Source organism: Streptomyces sp. P1-3 (assembly GCF_050613155.1).
GTDB lineage: Bacteria > Actinomycetota > Actinomycetes > Streptomycetales > Streptomycetaceae > Streptomyces.
Window position 1 is genome coordinate 1,085,052 of sequence record NZ_CP192512.1, and the last position, 22,114, is coordinate 1,107,165.

20 protein-coding genes and 1 pseudogene are annotated in these 22,114 nt (G+C 72.5%); 4 read left to right on the plus strand and 17 right to left on the minus strand.

Translation table 11 applies throughout. The annotated features are described in order from the left end of the window. Window positions 1-52: 52 nt before the first annotated feature. From ACQUSR_RS04580 to ACQUSR_RS04635, 12 genes are all read right to left on the minus strand, one after another. Complete coding sequence (locus ACQUSR_RS04580; protein WP_431041236.1) at window positions 53-1,177, minus strand: M24 family metallopeptidase; 1,125 nt, start codon at window positions 1,175-1,177, stop codon at window positions 53-55. 67 nt (window positions 1,178-1,244) lie between these two features. Next, a complete protein-coding gene (locus ACQUSR_RS04585) occupies window positions 1,245-2,168 on the minus strand; it encodes a Pro-rich N-terminal domain-containing protein (RefSeq protein WP_431041237.1) in 924 nt (307 codons plus the stop codon). 155 nt (window positions 2,169-2,323) lie between these two features. Beyond that, window positions 2,324-2,764: a type II 3-dehydroquinate dehydratase gene (gene aroQ / locus ACQUSR_RS04590; RefSeq protein WP_431041238.1), complete on the minus strand. Its 441-nt coding sequence runs from the start codon at window positions 2,762-2,764 to the stop codon at window positions 2,324-2,326. Beyond that, entirely contained in the window at window positions 2,761-3,864 is a 1,104-nt protein-coding gene (gene aroB / locus ACQUSR_RS04595; RefSeq protein ID WP_431041239.1) for a 3-dehydroquinate synthase, read from the minus strand. The genes aroQ and aroB overlap by 4 nt, the downstream gene beginning before the upstream one ends. Next, complete coding sequence (locus ACQUSR_RS04600) at window positions 3,861-4,343, minus strand: shikimate kinase (protein WP_431047379.1); 483 nt, start codon at window positions 4,341-4,343, stop codon at window positions 3,861-3,863. Before ACQUSR_RS04600 ends, aroB begins: the two co-directional genes overlap by 4 nt. Before the next feature lie 26 nt (window positions 4,344-4,369). After that, entirely contained in the window at window positions 4,370-5,554 is a 1,185-nt protein-coding gene (aroC, locus tag ACQUSR_RS04605) for a chorismate synthase (protein WP_431041240.1), read from the minus strand. 160 nt (window positions 5,555-5,714) lie between these two features. Next, window positions 5,715-6,551, minus strand: coding sequence for a shikimate dehydrogenase (locus ACQUSR_RS04610; RefSeq protein ID WP_431041241.1), 837 nt, complete (start codon window positions 6,549-6,551; stop codon window positions 5,715-5,717). A gap of 13 nt (window positions 6,552-6,564) precedes the next feature. Next, window positions 6,565-8,304, minus strand: coding sequence for an endolytic transglycosylase MltG (gene mltG / locus ACQUSR_RS04615; RefSeq protein WP_431041242.1), 1,740 nt, complete (start codon window positions 8,302-8,304; stop codon window positions 6,565-6,567). Between the two features lie 103 nt (window positions 8,305-8,407). Beyond that, a complete protein-coding gene (gene ruvX, locus ACQUSR_RS04620; RefSeq protein ID WP_431041243.1) occupies window positions 8,408-8,872 on the minus strand; it encodes a Holliday junction resolvase RuvX in 465 nt (154 codons plus the stop codon). A 5-nt stretch (window positions 8,873-8,877) separates the two neighbouring features. Further along, complete coding sequence (gene alaS / locus ACQUSR_RS04625; RefSeq protein WP_431041244.1) at window positions 8,878-11,562, minus strand: alanine--tRNA ligase; 2,685 nt, start codon at window positions 11,560-11,562, stop codon at window positions 8,878-8,880. Further along, window positions 11,562-11,894, minus strand: coding sequence for a DUF6167 family protein (locus ACQUSR_RS04630; RefSeq protein WP_431041245.1), 333 nt, complete (start codon window positions 11,892-11,894; stop codon window positions 11,562-11,564). The genes alaS and ACQUSR_RS04630 overlap by 1 nt, the downstream gene beginning before the upstream one ends. A gap of 7 nt (window positions 11,895-11,901) precedes the next feature. Continuing rightward, on the minus strand, window positions 11,902-12,342 hold the full coding sequence (locus tag ACQUSR_RS04635) for a DUF948 domain-containing protein (protein WP_431041246.1): 441 nt from the start codon (window positions 12,340-12,342) through the stop codon (window positions 11,902-11,904). Window positions 12,343-12,523: 181 nt separating this feature from the next. Between ACQUSR_RS04635 and ACQUSR_RS04640 the strand changes: the two are divergent. Beyond that, a pseudogene (locus tag ACQUSR_RS04640) lies at window positions 12,524-13,522 on the plus strand (ATP-binding protein); the annotation flags it as partial. A gap of 260 nt (window positions 13,523-13,782) precedes the next feature. Here ACQUSR_RS04640 and rpsD read toward each other — a convergent pair. Then, a complete protein-coding gene (gene rpsD / locus ACQUSR_RS04645; RefSeq protein WP_304464785.1) occupies window positions 13,783-14,394 on the minus strand; it encodes a 30S ribosomal protein S4 in 612 nt (203 codons plus the stop codon). Between the two features lie 194 nt (window positions 14,395-14,588). On the opposite strand from rpsD, the gene ACQUSR_RS04650 reads away from it, so the two are divergent. Continuing rightward, on the plus strand, window positions 14,589-15,299 hold the full coding sequence (locus tag ACQUSR_RS04650; protein ID WP_431041247.1) for a DUF2470 domain-containing protein: 711 nt from the start codon (window positions 14,589-14,591) through the stop codon (window positions 15,297-15,299). Between the two features lie 88 nt (window positions 15,300-15,387). Here ACQUSR_RS04650 and ACQUSR_RS04655 read toward each other — a convergent pair whose 3' ends face one another. The 4 genes from ACQUSR_RS04655 to ACQUSR_RS04670 form a co-directional block, all read right to left on the minus strand. Beyond that, entirely contained in the window at window positions 15,388-16,761 is a 1,374-nt protein-coding gene (locus ACQUSR_RS04655) for a replication-associated recombination protein A (protein WP_431041248.1), read from the minus strand. A gap of 80 nt (window positions 16,762-16,841) precedes the next feature. Beyond that, window positions 16,842-17,519 carry a vitamin K epoxide reductase family protein gene (locus tag ACQUSR_RS04660; protein ID WP_431041249.1) on the minus strand — a complete coding sequence of 226 codons (678 nt, stop codon included), beginning with the start codon at window positions 17,517-17,519 and terminating at the stop codon, window positions 16,842-16,844. Between the two features lie 209 nt (window positions 17,520-17,728). Then, on the minus strand, window positions 17,729-18,991 hold the full coding sequence (gene hisS / locus ACQUSR_RS04665) for a histidine--tRNA ligase (protein WP_431041250.1): 1,263 nt from the start codon (window positions 18,989-18,991) through the stop codon (window positions 17,729-17,731). Window positions 18,992-19,002: 11 nt separating this feature from the next. Further along, entirely contained in the window at window positions 19,003-19,713 is a 711-nt protein-coding gene (locus tag ACQUSR_RS04670; protein ID WP_431041251.1) for an MBL fold metallo-hydrolase, read from the minus strand. A gap of 136 nt (window positions 19,714-19,849) precedes the next feature. Here ACQUSR_RS04670 and ACQUSR_RS04675 point away from each other — a divergent pair, with 136 nt between their 5' ends. Then, window positions 19,850-20,650, plus strand: a complete 801-nt coding sequence (locus ACQUSR_RS04675) for a peptidylprolyl isomerase (RefSeq protein WP_431041252.1) — start codon at window positions 19,850-19,852, stop codon at window positions 20,648-20,650. Between the two features lie 224 nt (window positions 20,651-20,874). Continuing rightward, window positions 20,875-22,104, plus strand: a complete 1,230-nt coding sequence (locus ACQUSR_RS04680) for a DUF349 domain-containing protein (RefSeq protein ID WP_431041253.1) — start codon at window positions 20,875-20,877, stop codon at window positions 22,102-22,104. The last annotated feature ends 10 nt before the right edge of the window (window positions 22,105-22,114 follow it).

The following is a 22,114-nucleotide window of genomic DNA, read 5'->3' on the forward strand; positions in this document are numbered from 1 at the left end:
CTCCTGGACTGAAGCTGGTGGGACCAGAAGATGCCACGCGAGCGCCGTGAGGCTACAGCGCGAGCAGCTCCTTGGTCGTGATGGTGAGTAGCTCGGGCCCGCCGTCCGCCTCGGGACGGACGACGAGCGTGTCATCGATACGGACACCGCCCCGGCCCGGGAGGTGGACCCCCGGTTCGACGGTGACCGGCACGCAAGCGTCCAGTTTACCCATGGCCGAGGGGGCGAGCCGAGGGTCCTCGTCGATTTCGAGGCCCACGCCGTGCCCGGTACGGGCCCCGAAGCCCTCTCCGTACCCCGCGGCGTCGAGGACATGGCGGGCCGCCCGGTCCACGTCCCGGTACGCCGCGCCGGGCAGCAGCGCCTCCCGGCCGGCCCGCTGCGCCGCGAAGACCAGCTCGTACAGCTCGATCTGCCAGTCGGCCGGGGTGGTGCCGATGACGAAGGTCCGGCCCACCTCGCAGCGGTAGCCCCGGTAGTTCGCGCCCAGGCAGACGCAGAGGAAGTCGCCCTCCTCCACCCGCCGGTCGGTGGGCTTGTGCCGGGCGCGTCCCGCGTTCGGGCCGCAGCCGACGGCCGTGGGCAGCGCCGGGCCGTCCGCGCCGTGGTCGATCAGCCGCCGCTCCAGCTCCAGCGCCAGGTGGCGTTCGGTGCGCCCGACGAGAATCGACTCGAGCAACTCGCCGAGCGCCTGGTCCGCGATCTCGGCGGCGATCCGCAGGCAGGAGATCTCCTCCTCGTCCTTCACCAGGCGCAGCTGCTCGACGGCACAGCCCAGGTCGGCCAGCCGCAGCCGGGGGGCCGCCGCGCGCAGGGTCCGGTGCCGGGCGACGCTGAGGTGGTGCTCCTCGACGGCGAGGGACGCCGCGCCCGCGCCCTCGGCCAGGGCGACCGCGGCCACGGCGGCGTCGGTGTCGGCGGCGGACAGGGACATCAGCCGCAGCGCGTCGTCGGGCCGGACGAGCTCCGCGCCCCCCGCGGCCTCCGCCGGATCCTGCGGGCACACCAGGAGGTCACCGAGGTCGTCGGCGGCCCCCAGCAGCAGCACCGCACCGCGGGGCGCGGCCCCGCACAGATAGCGCACATTGGCGGGGCGGGAGACCAGCGCGGCCTCGGCGCCCGCCGCCGCGGAGCGTTCACGCAGCCGCGTACGGCGTGCCGCGTACACCTCGGACATGGTTCCGAGCGTACGGAGTGCGGAGCGCGGCGGCCGGTTGAGCGGGTCCGGATGGGCGGCGGCCCGGCTACCAGCTCGGCGGGCTGGCGATGGAGCGGGCGACGACCTCGTCCAGCACCCGGGCGGTGGTCTCCACGTCGTACGTGGAGTTGTCGATGATGGGCAGGCCCGAGCCGTACCAGCCGGCCATGCGGCCGTGGATCCGGGCCACCTCCTCGTCGCTGAGCCTGCGGTTGCCGCTGCGCGCGGCGTTCCGCTCCAGGACGATCTCCAGGCCGGGCAGGATCACCACAGGCAGCAGGCCGGGGCCGACATGCCGTTTCCAGCCGCCGAGGCCGACGACCGGGCGGTCGGGGAAGACGGCGTCGTCGAGGATGCAGGAGATCCCGTTGGCCAGGAAGTTGCGGGCCGCGAAGCCGCAGGTGCGGCGGGCGAGGCGGTACTGCGCCTCGGAGTTGTCGTTCCACCCGGACTGCGGGTTGGCGAAGCCGGACCTGACCCATTCGCGGACGTCGTCCAGGCTGATGTGGGCGGTCGGCACCCGCCGGCGGTCGGCCCAGTGGCGGGCGACGGTGGTCTTGCCCGCCCCCGCCGGGCCTATCAGCAGCACGGCGACGGCGGCCAGCGAGGCGTCGGCGACCGCGGTCGCACCGGCCGGGGCGTGCTGGGGCATCTGCACGGGCCCGCCGGGCGGGAGCTGGACATGGCCCGTGGTCATCGTGGCCTCGAGCGGTGCCGCCCCGGCGGGCGGCCCGGGCGGGGGCACCGGCCCGGTTCCGGGCGGCCCCGCCGGCGGCATCGGCCCGGTCCCGGGCTGCGGGTGCGGCGGCACATGGCCCGCGGGGGGTGCGGCGGGCGGCGCCGGGGCCGCCGCGGGCTGCGCGGGAGGCGGCGGAACGGGGTGGTGGCTCGCGTCCTGGGTCCAGCCGACACCGGGGCCCTGCCCTGCCCCGTGGGGCGGTGGCAGCGGCGCTCCCCCTGTGTGCTGCATCCGGTGGCACTCCGTCTCGTGCGGTGCGTACGGCAACTGGCATGCCGTGACACGGCCGTGGGGCCGGGTCGTACCGAACGGTACCTTCCCCGGCCGTCGCTGTGTGCACGGCCGGGGAAGTGGGCCGGGGCCCGCCTCGGGTCCGGCGCGCGCCGTCAGCCAGGCGTTTCCCCGGCCAGAGCGCGCAGCGCGAGCCGGTAGGAGCCGATTCCGAAGCCCGCGATGGTGCCGCTGGCGACGGCGGCGATGACGGAGGTGTGACGGAACTCCTCGCGCGCGTGCGGGTTGGAGATGTGCACCTCGATCAGCGGGGCGGTGCGCTGGGCGGCCGCGTCCCGCATGCCGTACGAGTAGTGCGTGAACGCGCCCGGGTTGATCACGACGGGGATCGACCCGTCCGCGGCCTCGTGCAGCCAGCGGATCATCTCGCCCTCGTCGTTGGTCTCCCGGACCTCGACGTCGAAGCCGAGTTCCTCGCCCAGCGCGGTGCACTCCTGGACCAGTCCGGCGTACGACGTGGCGCCGTAGACGTCCGGCTCGCGGCTGCCGAGCCGCCCGAGGTTGGGCCCGTTGAGGACGAGCACCTTCCGGCTCACTCCGAGACCTCGCCGTACGCCGCGAGCAGCACCGCCGGGTCCGGTCCCTCCAGCACCGTCGGCTTGGCCAGCCCGTCCAGGACGATGAACCGCAGCCGGTCGCCGCGCGACTTCTTGTCGACCTTCATGGTCTCCAGCAGCTTGGGCCACTGGTCGCCGCGGTAGGTCAGCGGCAGCCCGACCGACTCCAGGACGGCGCGGTGCCGGTCGGCGGTGGCGTCGTCCAGCCGGCCGGCCAGACGGCCGAGTTCGGCGGCGAAGACCATGCCGATGGAGACCGCGGCCCCGTGCCGCCACTTGTAGCGCTCGTTCTTCTCGATCGCGTGCGCCAGCGTGTGGCCGTAGTTGAGGATCTCGCGCAGCCCCGACTCCTTGAGGTCGGAGGAGACCACGTCGGCCTTGACCCGGATGGAGCGCTCGATGAGCTCGGCGGTGTGCGGCCCGGCGGGCGTCCGGGCCGCCTCCGGGTCGGCCTCGATCAGGTCGAGGATCACCGGGTCGGCGATGAACCCGGCCTTGATGATCTCGGCGAGGCCGCTGACGTACTCGTGGACCGGCAGCGACTCCAGCGCGGCCAGGTCGCACAGCACCCCGGCGGGCGGGTGGAAGGCGCCGACGAGGTTCTTGCCCTCGGCCGTGTTGATGCCGGTCTTGCCGCCGACCGCGGCGTCCACCATGCCGAGCACGGTGGTGGGCACGGCGATCCAGCGCACGCCGCGCAGCCAGGTCGCGGCGACGAAGCCCGCGACGTCGGTGGTGGCGCCGCCGCCGACGCCGACGATGACGTCGCTGCGGGTGAAGCCGGTCTGGCCGAGCGCCTTCCAGCAGTAGGCGGCGACCTCGACGGTCTTGGCCTCCTCGGCGTTGGGCAGCTGGATGGCGATCGCCTCGTAGCCCTGCTCGGCGAGGTCCTGGCGGACCGCCTCCCCGGTCTCGGCGAGGGCCTCGGGGTGCAGCACGGCGACGCGCTTGGCCGCGGTGCCGATGAGTCCAGGCAGCTCGCCGAGGAGCCGGCGGCCGACCAGGACGTCGTACGGGTCGCTGCCGGCGCTGCCGCCGACGTGGATGCGGGTGGGGGCGGGAGTGGTGTCGGTGGTCATGCCTTCCTCAGTTCGAGTGCGTCCAGGACCGCGTCGGCGACGTCCTCGGGGCTGCGGCCCTCGGCGGAGACCACGGCGCGCGCCACCTCGGTGTAGTACGGGCGGCGCTGCTCCATCAGCTCGCGCCAGCGCTGCCGCGGGTTGACCACGAGCAGCGGCCGGGGCGCGTCGAGGCCGGTGCGCTTGACGGCCTCGTGGACGCCCATTTCCAGGAAGACGACGGGCAGCCCGGCGAGCAGGGCGCGGGTGCCCTCGTCCATGACCGCTCCCCCGCCCAGGGCCAGGACCCCGCGGTGCTCGGCGACGGCGGCCGCGACGGCCTGCCGCTCCAGCTCGCGGAAGCGCGGTTCGCCCTCGTCGATGAAGATCTCCGAGATCTCCTTGCCGGTGGCCGCGACGATGTCGGCGTCGGTGTCCCGGAAGGTGGTGCCCAGGCGCTGCGCGAGGAGCCGGCCGACCGTCGTCTTGCCCACGCCCATGGGGCCGACGAGTACGACGGCGGGCGTCACCGGATGGCCAGGTTCTCGAGGTAGCCCTGGACGTTCCGGCGGGTCTCGGCGACGCTGTCGCCACCGAACTTCTCGGCGACCGCGTCCGCCAGCACCAGCGCCACCATCGCCTCGGCGACGATGCCCGCGGCCGGGACCGCGCACACGTCCGAGCGCTGGTGGTGGGCCTGGGTGGGCTCGCCGGTGGTGACGTCGACGGTGGCCAGCGCCCGCGGCACGGTGGCGATCGGCTTCATCGCGGCCCGTACCCGCAGCAGCTCACCGGTGGTCAGGCCGCCCTCGGTGCCACCGGACCGGCCGGAGGTCCGCTTGAGGCCTTCCGCCGTCGGCACGATCTCATCGTGGGCCTTGGAGCCGGGGACCCGGGCGAGGTCGAAGCCGTCGCCGACCTCGACGCCCTTGATGGCCTGGATGCCCATGAGGGCGGCGGCCAGCCGGGCGTCCAGGCGACGGTCCCAGTGCACATGCGAGCCGAGGCCCACCGGCACGCCGTAGGCCAGCACCTCGACGACCCCGCCGAGGGTGTCGCCGTCCTTGTGGGCCTGGTCGATCTCGGCGACCATCGCCTTGCTGGCGTCGGCGTCCAGGCAGCGCACCGGGTCGGCGTCGAGCTTCTCGACGTCGGACGGCTCGGGGTAGACGCCGTACGGGGCCTTGGCGGCGGCCAGCTCCACCACGTGGCTGACGATCTCGATCCCGGCCGTCTCCTTGAGGTACGAGCGGGCGACGGTGCCCAGGGCGACCCGGGCAGCCGTCTCCCGGGCGCTGGCGCGCTCCAGGATGGGCCGGGCCTCGTCGAAGCCGTACTTCTGCATGCCGGCGAGGTCGGCGTGGCCGGGCCGGGGCCGGGTGAGCGGCGCGTTGCGGGCCAGCCCGGCGAGGATCTCGGCGTCGACCGGGTCGGCGGCCATGACCTGCTCCCACTTGGGCCACTCGGTGTTGCCGACCATGATGGCCACCGGGCTGCCGAGGGTCAGACCGTGCCGTACGCCGCCGAGGAAGGTGACCTCGTCGCGCTCGAACTTCATCCGGGCACCGCGGCCGTAGCCCAGCCGCCGCCGGGCCAGCGCGTCCGCCACCATCTCGGTGGTGATCGGCACGCCGGCGGGCAGTCCTTCCAGCGTCGCGACGAGTGCGGGGCCGTGCGACTCCCCCGCGGTCAGCCAGCGCAACCTGCTCAACGGTGCTCCTCATGCTCGCGCCTGACGCGTATGACGGCGCGGCCGGGTGCGCGGCCCTGGCCCGCCACCTCCGATCCTCCCACGTCCGCGTCGGCGTCTCAGACGCGGTCTCAGTGGGTGGACCCGCGGCCCGGGGCGCAGTGGCCCGCCGCGGGCGGGTTCAGGCGGCGCGGGCCGCCAGTGCCGCCTCGCCCGCCGCGCGCATCGCGGCCAGCGGTCCCGGTGTCCGGCCCGTCATCTGCTCGACCTGGAGCACGGCCTGGTGGACGAGCAGGTCCAGGCCGCCGAGCACGGCGCCGCCGCGCGCGGACCAGGCGGCCGCGAGCGGGGTCGGCCACGGGTCGTACAGCACGTCGAACAGGGCCCCGGGGCACTCGGGGACGGCGGCTGCCAGGTCGTCGGTGGCACCCGCCGGGGTGGTGGCGATCACCAGCGGCGCCTCGAACGCCTCCGCCGCGTCGGCCCAGTCCGCGGTCCGTACCGGCACCCCCAGCCGCTCGCCCCACCCCCGCATCTCGGCGGCGCGGCTCGCCTTGCGGACGTACGCGGTGACCTCCCCCGGGCAGATCCGGGACAGGGCGGCGAGCGCGGAGGCGGCGGTGGCCCCGGCGCCGAGCACCGCCGCGCGCTCCACCCGTTCGATGCCGCGCTCGCGCAGCGCCGCCACCATGCCGGGGATGTCGGTGTTGTCGCCGACCGTGCGGCCGTCGTCGGTGAAGACGACGGTGTTGACCGCCTCCACCGAGGCCGCGGTGTCGCTGATCTCGTCCAGCAGCGGGATGACCGCGCGCTTGAGCGGCATGGTCAGCGACAGCCCGGCCCACACCCGCCGGTCGAGTCCGGTGACGAAGTCCGGCAGTCCGGCCTCGTTCACGTCGAAGCGGTGGTACGTCCAGCCGGTCAGACCCAGCTCGGCGTAGGCGGCGCGGTGCAGGACCGGGGAGAGGGAGTGGGCGATCGGCGAACCGAGCACCGCCGCCCTGCGGTTGTAGGTCATCTGCCCGCCTCCCTCAGCCCTTCTTCTTGCTGTCGTTGTACTCGTTGTACAGCTTCTGGAAGTCCGCGTAGGTCTTCGTGAACTGGGTCGTCTTGTTGTCGAGCGAGAGGAAGTAGAACCAGCCGTCGTGGGTCGGGTTCAGCACAGCCTTGAGTGCCTTCTCTCCCGGATTGCCGATCGGCCCCGGCGGAAGCCCCTTGTAGAAGTACGTGTTGTAGGGGTTGTCGTACTTCTTGATCTCGTCGAGGCCGATGTCGGTCTTGCTCTGGTTCTTGATGTAGTTGTACGTCGAGTCGAACTGGAGCTTGCCGTAGGTCTCGGGGTTGTCGGGCTTGAGGCGGTTGTAGACCACCTCGGCCATCTTCCGGTACTCGTCGTGGGTGACGCCCTCGGCCTGGACCAGGCTGGCGACGGTGATCACCTGGAGCGGGGAGTCCAGACCGAGCTTCTTGGCCTCGCCCTTCAGGTCGTAGTCCGCGTACTTCGCGTTGGCGGTCTTGACCATCTGCCGCAGCACGGCCTCGGGCTTGGCGCCCTTGCCCACGCTGTAGCGGGCCGGGTAGAGGAAGCCCTCCAGCGGGTCCTTGATCTTGGAGTTGTCGTTGGCCCAGTCGGGCAGTCCGAGGTTCTTGGCCTCACGCTTGGCGATGTCGGCGGTGGTGCCCGCCTTGAGGCCGATCTTCTTGTCGATCGCGGCGTAGACAACGGCGTTGCGCATGCCCTCGGTGACGGTGAGGCCGTTCGCGGAGGCATCGGTCAGCATCGCGACGGCCGCGGCCCCGGACATCTCCTTGCGGAGGGTGTACGAGCCCGGCTGGATGACCTTTCCGCTGTCCTCGACGGCCTTCACGAAGGCGCCGCTGCTCTTCACCACTCCGGCGTCCTTGAGGATGCCGCCGATCTCGGCGCCGCCCGCGCCCGCGGGGATCTCGACGGTGACCTGCCCGGTGCCCTCGCCCGCGTAGTCGGCAGGCTCGCCGAAGCGGCTCTGCCAGAACTGGTAGCCGTAGTAGCCGCCGCCTCCGACGACACCGACCAGCACGACGGCGGTGAACAGGCAGGCCAGGCCGCTGCGGCGTTTGGGTTTCTTGCCGGCACGGCCGCGGCCGCGGCCGGGCTCCTCGGGACCGTCATCCTCGCCGTCGTCCGCCAGGAAGGCGCCGATGCGGTCGTCCTGCTCGGACTGCTCGGGCTTGGCCGGACCGCCGCCGGTCTCCACCGGAGCTGACGGCGCCGCTGCCCCCGCCCCGGCCGTCATCGGCTCCTGGGCATAACCCGGCTGCTGCTCGTGCTGCGCCTGCTGCTGACGCGCGTAGTGCGGCTCGGGCGGCGGGTAGGCGCCGGGGGCGGCGTAGTGGTCGGGGTACTCGCCGGTGTGCGGGTCGGCGGGACGGGCGTACGGGTCGGTGGGGTCGACCGCGCCGTAGCCGGGGTCCCAGCCGCCGGTGTGCTGGCCCTGGGCCTGCGGCTGCTGGGGGTACCCCGGCTCATGGCCCTGCCCCTGCCACTGCTGCTGGGGATACGGCTGCTGCCCGTGCTGCGGGTACTGCTGGTAGTCCTGCGCCTGCGGGTACTGCTCGGGATACTGCTGACCGCCGTAAGGATCCTGCGCGTAGGGCTGCTGCCCCAGCGGGTCCTGCCCGTACGGATCATGACCCGCCCCGGCCTGCTGCCCGCCCCACCCCTGGTCCCCGTACAGAGGGTCGTCGGGGTGCCACGGTTGGGAGCCGGGGCCCCGGCCATACTCAGTCATCGATCCCCTAGGGCCGCGCGGCGGCAGCCGAGGTGGCGCGGCGCTCGTGGCGCGGGCGGATACATCGGCTGCCGTTAACGCGCGGAACGTTACCGTATCGCGATCAGATGACCACTTCGACGCCCTCGCCCGGCGGCTCCCCGGACACCCGTTCGGTCTCCAGTGCGTTCTGCAGAATCACCACGGCAGCGGCCTGATCGACACTGCTGCGGCCCTTCTTGGAGCTCACTCCCGAAGCGCGCATGCCCTGGGTCGCCGTGACGGTCGTCATACGCTCGTCGACCAGCCGCACCGGCACCGGAGCGACCCGCTTGGCGAGGGTCTGCGCGAAGGCCCGCACCTTGGCCGCGGCCGGGCCCTCCCGCCCGCTGAGCGAGCGGGGCAGCCCGACCACGACCTCGATCGGCTCGTACTCCTCGACGATCGCGGCCAGCCGCCGCTGGGCGGCCGGGGCGTCGCGCCCCGGCACGGTCTCCACCGGAGTGGCGAGGATCCCGTCGGGGTCGCACTGGGCGACCCCGATCCGGGCGTCCCCGACGTCGACGGCGATACGCCTGCCGCGTCGCATGAGCGTCACGCCTGCTCGGCCACGAGGCGCTCGACGGCCTCGATGGCGTCCGGGACCGCGGCCGGGTTCTGGCCGCCGCCCTGGGCGACGTCCGGCTTGCCGCCACCGCCGCCGCCGAGGGTCTTGGCGGCCGTACGGACCAGGTCGCCGGCCTTGAGGCCGCGCTCGCGGGCGGCTTCGTTGGTGGCGATGACGGTCAGCGGGCGGCCGTTGGCCATGGTGAACAGCGCCACGACCGACGGGCGGTCGCCGGCCCCCGACAATTGACTCAGTCGGCCGCGCACGTCGAGGACCAGCTTGCGCAGGTCGTCGGCGGAGGTGCCGTCCGGTACCTGGCCGGTGACCAGGGCGACGCCGCGAACGTCCTTGGCGCCCTCGGCGAGCCCGGCGGCCGCCTGGAGCACCTTCTCGGCGCGGAACCTCTCGATCTCCTTCTCGGCGTCCTTGAGCTTGGCGAGCATGCCGGCGACCTTCTCCGGGAGCTCCTCCGAGCGGCCCTTGACCAGGTTGGTCAGCTGGGCGACGACGGTGGCCTCGCGGGCGAGGAAGTTGTAGGCGTCCACGCCGACCAGGGCCTCGATGCGGCGCACACCGGAGCCGATCGAGGACTCGCCGAGCAGCTTCACCAGGCCGAGCTGGGCGGTGTTGTGCACGTGGGTGCCGCCGCACAGCTCCTTGGAGAAGTCGCCGATGGTGACCACGCGGACCCGCTCGCCGTACTTCTCGCCGAACTCGGCGATGGCGCCCTGCTTCTTGGCGTCGTCCAGGCTCATGATCTCGGCCTGGACGTCCAGCTCGCGGGCGAGCACCTCGTTGATCTTCTGCTCGACGTCGGTGAGCACGGTGCCGGGCACGGCGCTCGGCGAGCCGAAGTCGAAGCGGAACCGGCCGGGCGAGTTCTCCGAGCCGGCCTGGGCGGCGGTCGGGCCGAGCGCGTCGCGCAGCGCCTGGTGGGTGAGGTGGGTGGCGCTGTGGGCGCGGGCGATGGCCCGGCGGCGCTTGACGTCGATGGCGGCGTACGCGGCGGAGCCGACGGTCACCTCGCCGACCTGGACGACGCCCTTGTGGACGCTGACGCCGGGCACCGGCTGCTGGACGTCCCGGACCTCGACGACGGCGCCGGAGTCGAGCTTGATCCGGCCGCTGTCGGCGAGCTGGCCGCCGCCCTCGGCGTAGAACGGGGTGCGGTCCAGGACGACCTCGACGTCGTCGCCCTCAGAGGCGGCGGGCGACGGCACGCCGTCGACCAGCAGACCGACGATCCGGGCCTCGCCCTCGGTGAGGGTGTAGCCGGTGAACTCGGTGGAGCCGGAGGTGTCGGCGACCGCGCGGTAGGCCGACAGGTCGGCGTGGCCGGTCTTCTTGGCCTTGGCGTCGGCCTTGGCCCGCTCCCGCTGCTCGCGCATCAGGCGGCGGAAGCCGTCCTCGTCCACGGACAGGCCCTGCTCGGCGGCCATCTCCAGGGTCAGGTCGATCGGGAAGCCCCAGGTGTCATGGAGCAGGAACGCCTTGTCGCCGGCGAGCACGGTGCCACCGGCGGCCTTGGTCTCGGTGACGGCGGTGTCGAGGATGTTGGTGCCGGACTTGAGGGTCTTGAGGAAGGCGGCCTCTTCGGCGAGGGCAACGGTCTCGACGCGCTTGCGGTCCTGGACCAGCTCCGGGTACTGCTCGCCCATGGTCTTGATGACGACGTCGACCAGCGCGCCGACGACCGGCTCGGTGGCACCGAGCATCCGCATGTTGCGGATGGCGCGGCGCATGATGCGGCGCAGCACGTAGCCACGGCCCTCGTTGCCGGGGGTGACGCCGTCGCCGATGAGCATCACCGAGGTGCGGATGTGGTCGGCGACGACGCGCAGCGAGACGTCGGAGGCGGCGTCGGCGCCGTAGGCCACGCCGGTGAGCTCGGTGGCCTTGTCCATCACGACGCGCAGGGTGTCGGTCTCGTACATGTTCCGCACGCCCTGAAGGATCATGGCGAGGCGTTCGAGACCGAGGCCGGTGTCGATGTTCTTGCTGGGCAGTTCGCCCAGGATCGGGAAGTCCTCCTTGCCGGAGCCCGGGCCTCGCTCGTACTGCATGAAGACCAGGTTCCAGATCTCCACGTACCGCTCGTCGTTGACGGCCGGGCCGCCCTCGACGCCGAACTCGGGGCCGCGGTCGTAGTTGATCTCGGAGCAGGGGCCGCAGGGGCCGGGGACGCCCATGGACCAGTAGTTGGGGCCCATGCCCAGGCGCTGGATGCGCTCGGCGGGGACGCCGATGACCTCGCGCCAGATGCGCTCCGCCTCGTCGTCCTGCTCGTAGACGGTGATCCAGAGCTTCTCGGGCTCCAGGCCGTAACCGCCCTTGTCCTGGGGCGTGGTGAGCAGCTCCCAGGCGTAGTTGATGGCGCCTTCCTTGAAGTAGTCGCCGAAGGAGAAGTTGCCGCACATCTGGAAGAACGTGCCGTGCCGGGTGGTCTTGCCGACCTCTTCGATGTCCGGCGTGCGGACGCACTTCTGCACGCTGGTGGCGCGCGCGTAGGGGGGCTTGACCTCGCCGAGGAAGTACGGCTTGAACGGCACCATGCCCGCGGGGACCAGCAGCAGTGTCGGGTCGTCCGCGATCAGCGACGCCGACGGCACGACGGTGTGCCCACGCTCTTCGAAGAAGCGCAGCCAGCGGCGGCGGATTTCAGCCGACTCCATCAGTGGTCCTCTTTTCCGGTGGTGCGGTAGGGGGTGGGATAGGTCTGGGAGGGCCGGCCGCCGCTGCGCGGCGCGGGCAGCTCGGGAAGGTCGTTCGCGGGGGGCGCCGAGGTCAGGCCGAGCGCGTCGCGCAGGGCCGTCTCGCGGTCGGCCATGCCCTCGCGGACGTCGAGGGCGAAGAGCTTGGCCCGTCGGCCGGCCAGGACGGCGCGGTCGGCGGCTCGTGCCGCGAGGCTCTCCGGGGTGAGCTGGTTGAGCTTGCGGTTGACCTTGGTGGTGGCCCACACGCCGGCTGCGACGCCGGTGGTGAACCAGAACGTGCGGCGGAACATCCGACTCTCAGCCCTTCGATCCACGGTTGCGGCGGCCGCCCCAGCGGGCGGACGGCAGGGTCTTGCCGACGATGACGGTGCGCCGGGGCTCCGGCTCGGGCGCCTGCTTGCGGCCGATCGCGCGCCGGACGCCATAGCCGAACGCGGCGACCTTGACCAGCGGCCCGCCGAAGGCGGTGGAGACGGTCGAGGAGAGCGCGGAGGCGTTGGCGGTGACTTCCTGGACGTCGGCCGCGATGGAGTCCACCCGGGCGAGCTGGGTGTTCGCGCTCCGCACGGTCGCGGAGGCGTCGCTGAGCAGCGGGACTGCCTGCTCGGTCACCTCCGCCACCAGCCTGGTGGTCTCTTTGAGCGTCTGCGCGAGCCGGACCAGCGCGAGCGCGAGGAACGACACGAGGATCGCCCAGAAGACGGCCACGATGATCCCGGCCACCTCTCCACCGGACACGTTGCACCGCTCCCTGCTGCGTCGTTAGCGCCATCGTTTCGCTTCATCGACCTTATCGCGCCGCGGCTGCGCGTCCGTACCGGATAACCCCCGGTCCGCGTAACCGGACGGCCGTCGGTCGCGGGGCGGCGGCCCGGCGGGATTGTACGGTGCGCATACCGTTCAGTACGCCCCGTGTCCCATGCGGCGCCCTTCGTACCCGGCCGTCCCGGGCAACCTTCCCTGCTGTGTCGACCGGTTCATCGGCCGCGAGGCCGAACTGGCCGTGCTGGAGCAGCGGCTGGACCGCGCGGTGCTGGAGGCGCTGGGCCTCGAAGCGGGGCCGGGCCGTGCGCCCCTCGCCGCGCTGGCCCGGCATTTCGCCCAGGGCGAGGCGCTGCTGGTGCTGGACGGCTGCGAGCACCTGGTGGACGCGTGCGCGGCGCTGGTGAGCGGTCTGCTGAGCCGGGCGCCGGGGCTGCGGGTGCTGGCGACGGCTCGGCGGCCGCTGGAGGCGGCGGGCGAGCACTGCGTCCCGCTGGGCCCGATGCGTACGGAGCCGGACGCGGTGGCGCTGTTCGCGGAGCGGGCGGCCGCGGTGCTGCCGGGCTTCGAGGCGACGGCGCGGGCGCGCGCGGAGTCGGTCGCCGAGCTGTGCCGCCGGCTGGAGGGCATTCCGCTGGCGCTGGAGCTGGCGGCGGGGCGGCTGCGGGCGCTGTCGGTCGAGCAGTTGCTGCATCGGGTGGAGGACCGGTTCCAGGTGCTGAGCGGTCCGGGGCGGGGTGCGCCGCCCCGGCATCGGACGCTGGTGACGGCCATCGGCTGGAGCCATGAGCTGTGCACTCCGCGGGAGCGGCTGCTGTGGGCGCGGCTGTCGGTCTTCGACGGGGACTTCGACCTCGACGCGGTGGAGTACCTGTGCACGGGCACGGGACTGGCGGGCGGGGAGGTGCTGACCGCGCTCACCGGTCTGGTGACGCAGTCCGTGGTCGTCCGGGAGGACGCGGCCGACCAGGTCCGCTACCGGATGCTGGCCACCGTGCGGGAGTACGGCGCCCGTTGGCTGGCCGAGCTGGGGGGGGAGGCCGAACGGCTGCGCAGGCGGCACCGCGACTGGTACCTGGGCCTGGCGACGTGGTGCGAGCTGGACTGGTTCAGCCCCCGGCAGGCGGAGGTTACCGCGCGGCTCGACCAGGAGCTGCGAGGCGTCGCATCGGGACTGTGCGCGACGGGCGCGGGCCGCGCTGGGTGACGCGGCGTACGAACGGGCGCTGCGGGAGGGCCGGCGCGACGGGCCGGCCGCGGCGGTGGCGCGGGTGCTGGCGGAGCGCGCCGGGGACGGCGACGGCCCGCGGGCGCCGCACCGACCGGAGTCGGTGGGGAGCCCGCGGGCCGAATGCGGGGAAGTACCCAGGTGCCCTCAGGCGCCGGAGGGGCGCCGTACGGGCTGATGCCGCTGGATCAGCGGGCGTAGTACTCGACGACGAGCTGCTCGTCGCAGATCACCGGGATCTCCTTGCGGTTCGGCTCCCGGTCGAGGCGGAAGGCGAGCGCCTTGAGGTTGACCTGCAGGTAGCGCGGGGTCTCGCCGTCGGGGGCGTAGCCACCCTCACGCGCGACCTGGAAGGGGTGCTTCTCGCGGCTGCGCTCGCGGACCATCACGACGTCGTCGGGGCTGACGCGGAAGGACGGCTTGTCGACCTTGCGGCCGTTGACCTCGATGTGGCCGTGGACGACCATCTGGCGGGCCTGGTAGATCGTGCGGGCGATACCCGACCGCAGGACGAGCGCGTCCAGACGGCGCTCAAGCTCGATGATCAGGGCTTCGCCCGTCTTGCCGGTGACCTTCCGAGCGCGGTCGTAGGCACGGGCCATCTGGCGCTCGCTGATGTCGTACTGAGCGCGCAGACGCTGCTTCTCCAGCAGACGGACCTTGTAGTCACTGTTCTGCTTGCGGCCACGGCCGTGCTCACCCGGCGGGTACGGGCGGGCCTCGAAGTACTTGACGGCCTTCGGGGTCAGCGCGATGCCGAGCGCACGCGACTTCTTGACCTTGGGACGCGACTGGTTCACGTGGAACGAACCTCCGTTGTAAGTTAGGTTAGCCTTACCTTAGCCGAGGAGAACGCATGATTCGACCTGGGATCCCCCTGCCCAGTGCTGCTCACAGCACCGAGGAAGGTCAGCCGCGTCCCGTGGAAGACGCTCCGCGGCCTACGGCGGCGGAGCGCGTACGCACTCTCGTGGACTCCAAGGCTACGGCCTCCTTGGCGATTCCCGGAATCGAGGTCGCCGACGAACCCGGCGGGTACGGACCCGCCGCGCGCGCCGTGACTCCCGACGGAGACGTGCTATTGCTGGTCTCCGGCCACTCCGCGGCGGCCCGCGCGGCCGCGTACGCCCAGGACGACGAACTGACCTGCGTGATGGAGATCACTGACGTCGCCCCCGTTTCGGTCCCCCATCGCATCCGCGGACGCGCCTGGGTCGCCGGTTGGCTGACCCCCGTACGCGACGAGGAACGGGCGGCCTGCGCCATGCTGCTCGCCGAGCAGCACCCGGTCAGCGAGATCCTCTCCCTCGGCACGGCGGACGGGCCCTCCTGGACGCTGCTGCGGCTGGAGGTCGGCGAGGCGGGTGTGGACGACCTGTGGGGCGTGGAGGACGTGGAGCCGGACGCCTTCGCGGCGGCCGTCGCGGATCCGCTCGCCCCGCACGAGGCCGAGCTGCTGCAGCATCTGCACGCGGCCCACAGCGACCAGGTGCGCGGGCTGTGCGGACTGCTCGGCGATCGCGCGGTGTGCGGCTCGCACGGGCGGCCGGTCCCGGTGGCGCTGGACCGCTTCGGTCTGCGCGTGCGGTTCACGGGCTCGGCCCAGCAGGTCTTCGACGCGCGGTTCGACTTCCCGGAGCCGGTGGCGGACATCGCGGAACTGCGCCGCGCGATGCATCTGCTCTTCGAGGCGGCGGCGGAATAGCCACGGCGGCACGGCTCCGCCGCCACAGCGGTGGGCGGCGGGGACTGAGGGGCAGGCCGGGCTCGCGGCCGCCTCGGCCGACCCGGGGCTACGACGGCTCGCCGTCGCCCCGCTCGCCGCGCAGGCGGAGCCGGACCCGCTCGACCACGTCCGCGTAGCGCGCCTCCGCCCCGTACCGGGTGGGCTCGTAGTAGCGCTTGCCGTGCAGCGCGTCCGGCGCGTACTGCTGCGCGGCGATGCCGCCCGGCAGATCGTGCGGATACAGGTAGCCCTGGGCGTGGCCGAGCTTCTTGGCGCCCTGGTAGTGCCCGTCGCGCAGATGCGGCGGGACCGGCCCGGCGAGCCCCTTGCGGACGTCTTCCAGCGCCGCGCCGATCGCCGTCGTGGCGGAGTTCGACTTGGGTGCGAGCGCCAGCGCGATCGTCGCGTGGCTGAGGGTGAGCGCGGCCTCCGGGAAACCGATCATCGCCACCGCCTGGGCCGCGGCCACCGCGGTCGGCAGGGCGGTCGGGTCGGCCAGGCCGATGTCCTCACTCGCGGAGATCATCAGCCGCCGCGCGATGAACCGCGGGTCCTCCCCCGCCTCGATCATCCGGGCCAGGTAGTGCAGCGCCGCGTCCACGTCCGAGCCGCGGATGGACTTGATGAGCGCGCTCGCCACGTCGTAGTGCTGGTCGCCGTCGCGGTCGTACTTCACCGCTGCCCGGTCGACCGTCTCCTCCAGCGTGGTCAGCGTGATCTCCGGCTCGCCCTTGGCGATCGCCGCGCCCGCGCCCGCCTCCAGCGCGGTCAGCGCCCGTCGGGCATCGCCGCCCGCGATCCGCAGCAGATGGGCCTCGGCGTCCGCGGGGAGGGTGACGGCGCCGGCCAGCCCGCGCTCGTCGGTGAGCGCACGGACCAGCAGCCCGCGCAGGTCGTCGTCGGTCAGCGGCTCCAGGGTGAGCAGCAGAGACCGGGAGAGCAGCGGTGAGATCACCGAGAAGTACGGGTTCTCCGTGGTGGCCGCGATCAGCGTGACCCAGCGGTTCTCGACGGCGGGCAGCAGCGAGTCCTGTTGAGCCTTGCTGAACCGGTGGATCTCGTCCAGGAAGAGCACGGTGTCCCGGCCGAACGCCCCCGAGGAGCGGCGCGCCCCGTCGATGACCGCCCGGACCTCCTTGACCCCCGCGGTGATCGCGGACAGCTCCACGAAGCGCTTGTCGGTGGCCTGGCTGACGACGTACGCCAGGGTCGTCTTGCCGATGCCGGGCGGGCCCCACAGGATCACCGAGGACGGTCCGGCCGGGCCGCCGTGCCCGGCGTCGCCGACGAGCCGGCGCAGCGGCGACCCCGGCCGCAGCAGATGCTGCTGGCCCACGACCTCGTCGAGGGTGCGCGGGCGCATCCGCACGGCCAGCGGGCTGCCCGCCGGGTCCTTCTCCTGACGGTCCTCGGCGGCGGCGGTGAACAGGTCTGGCTCCACACGGCGAGCCTATGCCACGGCACTGACAACGCCGCCGGCCACGGAACGCGGCCGGCGGCGAGAGGCGAGGAGGTGCGGCGTCAGCCCTGGGCGCCGGTCCAGAAGTCCCACCACTTGGTGAGGATCAGCATGCCGATGACGGCCATCCACAGCACCGGCACCACCCAGTGGAACTCCAGCAGCCCGCGCTTGAGGCGCTCGGGCACCGGCAGGAAGCCGTGCTTGATGTTGTAGCCCGTCACGTAGCAGAACATCACGATGGTCGCGGCCCACGCGAGGCAGCACCACAGGCACAGCGAGCCGATGACGTACAGCGACTGGTACTGCAGCCAGGTGCAGAAGCCGACACCGAACAGGCAGCCCGCGTTGAACGTCAGCCAGTACCAGCGCGGGAAGCGGGCCCCGGCCAGCAGCGACATGCCCACGCAGATCACGATGCCGTAGGCCACGAGCCCCAGCATCGGGTTCGGGAAGCCGAACGCGTGGGCCTGGTCGCTCTCCATGATGTTGCCGCAGGAGACGATCGGGTTGAGGCTGCAACCGGGCGTGTAGACCTTGCCCTCGGCCTTGGCCTCAAGGATCTTGTTCTTGTCGATCGTGATGACCCACGCGGCGAGGAGCCCCAGCGCGCCGGTGATCACGAGCAGCAGCGCGAAGGCACGGCCGCTGCCGACCGCGCCGCGGACACCATCGGTCCGGGCGCGGTCCGTGTCCACGCCGTCCGCGCTGTCCACGCCGTCCGCCACTGTCGTCGCCATATCCCGCTTCCGTCGCTCCTGAGGCCACGCGGCCCTGCCGGACACCGGCCGCCATTGTGCCGCACCGGTGGCCTTCCGGTCCGCCCCTGTGGACAACCCTCGCCATCCTGCCGTGTCCACCGTTCGATGCGCATAAGGGCATGGGCGCCGACAGGATGAATCGGCGCCCACGGGGTTGACGTCCCGGGGCTCAGCCCCGGGACGTCAGGTCAGGCCAGGCGGGCGCGGACCGTCTCGGCCAGCTCGGCCAGCGGCACCGCCGTCTGCTCACCGGACTCCAGGTCCTTGAGCTGGACGGCGCCCTCCGCGAGGTCGCGCTCCCCCGCGATGACCGCCAGGCGCGCGCCGCTGCGGTTCGCCGACTTCATCGCGCCCTTCAGGCCACGGCCGCCGTACGCGAAGTCGGTCGCCACCCCGGCCCTGCGCAACTCGGTGACCAGCCCGAACAGCACGCGCCTGGCCTCCTCGCCCAGCGGCACCGCGTACACGCTGGTGGCCGCCGGCAGGTTCAGCTCGATACCTTCGGCCTCCAGCGCCAGGACCGTGCGGTCCACGCCCAGCGCCCAGCCCACCGACGGCAGCTCGGGGCCGCCGATCATCTCGGACAGGCCGTCGTAGCGGCCGCCGCCGCCCACCGCGGACTGGGAGCCCAGGCCGTCGTGGACGAACTCGAAGGTGGTGCGGGTGTAGTAGTCCAGGCCGCGCACCAGCTTGGGGTCGTCCTCGTACGCCACGCCCGCGGCGGTCAGCAGCTCGCGGACCTGCTCGTGGTACGCCTTGCACGCCTCGCACAGGTGGTCGCGGAGCATCGGCGCGCCGGTCAGCTGCTTCTGCACGGCCTCCCGCTTGTCGTCCAGGACCCGCAGCGGGTTGATCTCGACCCGGCGGCGGGTGTCCTCGTCCAGGTCGAGGCCGCGCAGGAAGTCCTGGAGCGCCGCGCGGTAGGCCGGGCGGCACTCTCGGTCACCCAGGGAGTTGAGCAGCAGCCGGAAGTTCCGCAGCCCCAGCGACCGGTACGCGTCGACGGCCAGGATGATCAGCTCGGCGTCGAGTGCCGGGTCCTCGGTCCCGATGGCCTCCGCGCCGACCTGCGAGAAGTGGCGGTAGCGGCCCTTCTGCGGGCGTTCGTAGCGGTAGTACGAGCCGGAGTACCAGAGCTTGACCGGCAGGTTCCCGGCCTTGTGCAGGTTGGCCTCCAGCGCGGCGCGCAGGACGGAGGCGGTGCCCTCGGGGCGCAGCGCAAGCTCGTCGCCGCCCTTGGTGGTGAGGGTGTACATCTCCTTGGTCACGATGTCGGTGGACTCGCCGACGCCGCGCGCGAACAGCTCGACGTTCTCGAAGCCGGGGGTCTCGACGTAGCCGTAGCCCGAGCGCCGCAGCGGCGCGGCGATGGCCTCGCGTACCGCCAGGAACGTCGCGGAGTCCGGCGGGATGAGGTCGTAGGTGCCCTTGGGGGCCTGGAAGGTACTCACGGAAGTTCTTGTCACATTCCTCGTCGCGGAGCCGTGGTCCCGGCTCCTTGGCCGGCGGCCACCTCCCGCAGATAGGGATTGGTGGCGCGCTCGCGGCCGATGCTGGTCTGGGGGCCGTGGCCGGACAGCACCACGGTCGAGTCGTCGAGCGGCAGGCACACGCGGGCCAGCGATTGACGCATCTCGGCCATGTCGCCGCCGGGCAGGTCGGTACGTCCGATGGAGCCGGCGAACAGCAGGTCGCCCGAGAAGAAGACGGACGGGATGTCCGCCTGCTCGGGCAGCTGGAAGGTCACCGACCCCTTGGTATGGCCCGGAGCGTGCGCGACGGTCAGGTCCATTCCCGCCAGCCGCAGCCGGGTGCCGTCCGTCAGCTCGTGGACGTCGTCCGGCTCCCCCACGGTGAGCTCGCCCATCAGCGGCATCCCGATGGAGCGGCCGAGGGCCTTCTCGGGATCGCTCATCATGTACCGGTCGGCGGGGTGGATGTAGGCCGGTACGTCATGCGCGCCGCACACCGGGACGACCGAGGCGACATGGTCGATGTGGCCGTGGGTGAGGACGACGGCGACGGGCTTGAGCCGATGCTTGGCGATCGTTTCCTCGACACCCTGGGCGGCCTGGTGGCCCGGGTCGATGATCACGCACTCCTCACCGGCGGCGGGGGCGACCAGATAGCAGTTGGTCCCCCAGGCCCCGGCGGGGAACCCCGCAATGAGCACGATCGTCCCTCACAGTCGGCGGCTGAAGATTTCGGCAGTTCCAGAGCCTACCGGCGGCGCTGCCCGCACAGCGAACCCGTATACGGTACGGCCAGGCGCCCGGAGAGACGGCCCAGAGGATTGAGGAGTGGACCCGGTGGTCAGTAACGAGCAGCGGCGGAAGCAGCTCGCGCGGGAGAAGTTCGCCCGGCAGCAGCAACGGCGTGAGGGGGCGCGGCGCAAGGTGCGCCAGCGCAATGCGGTGATCGCTTCCAGCCTCGCGGCGGTGCTGGCGGCGGGTGCCGTCGCGGCCGCGGCGGGGGCCTTCTCGGGCGACGACAAGTCGTCGGACTCCGCAGCGGAGGCCACACCGACGCCGACGCCTTCGGCCCCGAAGCCGAAGCCCGAGCCGAAGATGGCGATCGACAAGAAGGCCAAGTACACGATGTCCCTGAAGACCAATCAGGGGGATCTGACCATAGCGATGGACGCCGCCAAGACCCCGCACACGGTGAATTCGTTCAAGCATCTGGCGGACAAGGGCTTCTTCGACGACACGAAGTGCCACCGGCTGGTCGCCATGAACCCGTTCGTGCTGCAGTGCGGCGACCCTGAGGGCACCGGCATGGGCGGCCCGGAGTACACCATCCCGGACGAGAACCTGGGCAGCCTGGGCACGCCCGACAAGAAGAAGGGGACGGTGAAGTACCCCGCGGGGACCGTTGCCATGGCCAACACAGGCCAGCCGCACACCGGTGGCAGCCAGTTCTTCATCGTCTACAAGGACAGCGAACTGCCGCCGTCGTACACCCCCTTCGGCACCGTGGACGAGGCCGGGCTCAAGGCGGTGCGGAAGATCGCCGAGGGGGGTCTGACGCCCGCCAACCCCCAGTACCCGGACGACGGCGCCCCGAAGAAGACCGTCGCCATCAGCAAGGCAACCGTCGAGAAGGACTGATTTCGGTCGCGCTGGATGCGGACAGCCGGGGCGCCGGTCGCCTATGTTGGCGTTGTGCGGGGCGCCTGCGCCGACGGCTGCCGCCCCGCGCGAGAACCTCGCGCCGCCAGGAAGCGGTGTGACAGCAGCCCGTCGGACCGGTCCGGGCGCGGCCCGGCCGGAAGAAACTGTGGACGATGCCAGCGGGCCGCCCGCCCGCCTCGGCATCATGTGGAGGAGGCGCTGTGAGCAGCGACCCATGGGGCCGCGTCGACGAGACGGGGACCGTGTACGTGCGTACGGCCGACGGCGAGCAGGTCGTCGGCTCGTGGCAGGCGGGCTCTCCTGAAGAGGCCCTCGCCTACTTCGAGCGCAAGTACGAGGGCCTGGTCGTCGAGATCGGCCTCCTGGAGCGCCGGGTCAGGACCACCGACCTGTCGGCCAAGGACGCGATGACCGCCATCGACCATCTGCGTCAGCAGGTCGCCGAGCACCACGCGGTCGGGGACCTGGACGCGCTGGCCAAGCGACTCGACAAGCTCGTCGGCGAGGTCGAGTCCCGCCGCGAGGAGCGCAAGGCGGCCAAGGCGAAGCAGTCCGAGGACGCCCGGCACTCCAAGGAGGCGCTGGTCGCCGAGGCCGAGAAGCTGGCCGCCAGCGACCAGTGGCGGGCGGCCGGTGAGCGGCTGCGTGCCCTGGTCGACACCTGGAAGGGCCTGCCGCGGCTGGACCGCAAGTCGGACGACGAGCTGTGGCACCGCTTCTCGCACGCCCGCTCGGCGTTCTCCAAGCGTCGCAAGGCGCACTTCGCGTCGCTGGACGCGCAGCGCGAGGAGGCCCGCAAGACCAAGGAGAAGCTGGTCGCCGAGGCCGAGGCGCTGTCCGGCTCCACCGACTGGGGTCCGACCGCGGCCCGCTACCGCGACCTGATGGCGGACTGGAAGGCGGCGGGCCGCGCCCAGCGCGAGGCCGAGGACGACCTGTGGAACCGGTTCCGCGGGGCGCAGGACGTGTTCTTCCAGGCGCGCGGTGAGGTGTTCGCGGAGCGCGACGCCGAGCAGCGGGAGAACCTGACCCGCAAGGAGGAGCTGGTCGCCGAGGCCGAGAAGCTGCTCCCGGTGTCGGAGCTGAAGGCGACGCGGGCGGCCTTCCGCGCGATCAACGAGCGGTGGGAGGCCATCGGCCATGTGCCGCGGGACGCCCGGCCGAAGATCGAGGGCCGGATGCACGCGGTGGAGCGGGCGATCCAGGAGGCCGAGGAGGCCGAGTGGCGTCGTACGAACCCTGAGGCGCGGGCGCGCGCGCAGGGGCTGACCGGTCAGCTTCAGGACGCCGTGGACAAGCTGCGCGGGCAGATCGACGCCGCGCGCGCTGCGGGCAACAACGCCAAGGCGGACAAGCTCGCCAAGGAGCTGGAAGGCCGGCAGGCACTGCTGGACCAGGCTCTGAAGGGCCTGGAGGAGTTCGGCGGCTGAGGTTCTCGCC